2 protein-coding genes are annotated in these 1,300 nt (G+C 57.6%); both read right to left on the reverse strand.

All coding sequences use genetic code 11. The features are described from left to right. Positions 1-274, reverse strand: a 274-nt coding sequence (locus RHOFW104R8_RS10875) for an NAD-dependent epimerase/dehydratase family protein (protein WP_153021715.1), incomplete at its 3' end; no start/stop codon positions are given. Further along, positions 258-1,292: a GDP-mannose 4,6-dehydratase gene (gene gmd, locus RHOFW104R8_RS10880; protein ID WP_068094702.1), complete on the reverse strand. Its 1,035-nt coding sequence runs from the start codon at positions 1,290-1,292 to the stop codon at positions 258-260. The genes RHOFW104R8_RS10875 and gmd, both read right to left, overlap by 17 nt. Between the last annotated feature and the right edge of the window lie 8 nt (positions 1,293-1,300).

Genomic DNA, 1,300 nt, shown 5'->3' on the forward strand with positions numbered 1-1,300 from the left:
GATAGATCTCGTCCACGTCATCATGGGCAACGAATGAGATCGCTGCCAGATGCAGCACCACGTCTGGCTGGACAGTAGCGACCGCTGCGTGCATCGCTTCGCGATCAAGCAGGTTGGCGGTGATAGAGGCCGTACCCACGGATTCTTGGCGATCGCTCAGACCGACGACCTCGTATCCGGCAGCCTCAAGTTCACGGGCCACATACTGGCCCGTGAACCCATTGCGACCGGTCAGCAGCGCGCGTGGCCGGCGCACCTCAGAACGACGCCCCACGCTCGTTGCGCTTGATATCGGCGGCCACCATCATGCGGCAAAGCTCTTCCAAGGTGGTCTTGGCCTCCCAACCCAGTTTGGCGCGAGCCTTGCCGGGATCGCCGATCAGCAATTCAACTTCCGCTGGCCGATAGAAGCGCGGATTGATACGCACCCGCACTTTTCCAGTTGCTTCGTCCAAACCATGCTCGGCTTCGCCCTCTCCCTGCCACGCTATGTCGATACCAGCGGCCTTGAATGCCATACTGACAAAGTCACGTACGGTTTCCGTGCGATTTGTCGCCAGCACGTAGGTGTCCGGCTCATCGACCTGCAACATGCGCCACATGCCTTCCACGTATTCCTTGGCATAGCCCCAGTCGCGCTTTGCATCCAGGTTGCCTAGTTCCAGCACGTCAAGCTTGCCAAGAGTGATCTTGGCCACTGCATCGGTGATTTTGCGTGTCACGAATTCACGACCACGCAATGGCGACTCGTGATTGAACAAGATGCCGCTGCTACCGAAGATATTGTAGGACTCGCGATAGTTGACCGTCATCCAGTGTGCGTAGAGCTTGGCCACGCCATAAGGGCTGCGAGGATAGAACGGGGTTGTCTCGCTCTGCGGTACCGCTTGCACCTTGCCGAACATCTCCGAAGTCGAAGCTTGGTAGAAACGAATTTTGCGATTGACCGTGCGAATAGCCTCCAACATGTGCACCGCGCCGATGCCGGTGATATGGCCGGTAGTGATCGGCTGGTCAAACGACACGCCAACGAAGCTCTGTGCCGCAAGGTTGTACACCTCAGTCACTTCGGTGTTTTCCAGCAGGCGAATACTCGAGCCAAGATCGGTGAGGTCGTACTCGACCAGCGTCAAGTTCGGGTGCTGGCCGATGCCAAGCTCTTCAATACGCCAGAAATTGACCGAGCTGGTTCGGCGATAGGTGCCGTAGACACGATATCCCTTCTCTAGCAGCAACTGTGTCAGGTAGGCGCCATCCTGGCCGGTAACGCCGGTAATCAAGGCCGTATTCATGAACGCTC

Origin of the sequence: Rhodanobacter sp. FW104-R8 (assembly GCF_001617365.1) — a bacterium.
Taxonomy (GTDB): domain Bacteria; phylum Pseudomonadota; class Gammaproteobacteria; order Xanthomonadales; family Rhodanobacteraceae; genus Rhodanobacter.

Bases quoted from the DNA above. Each gene is read 5' to 3' on its own strand.
- gmd (WP_068094702.1), bottom strand. From the start codon at position 1,292: ATGAATACGGCCTTGATTACCGGCGTTACCGGCCAGGATGGCGCCTAC.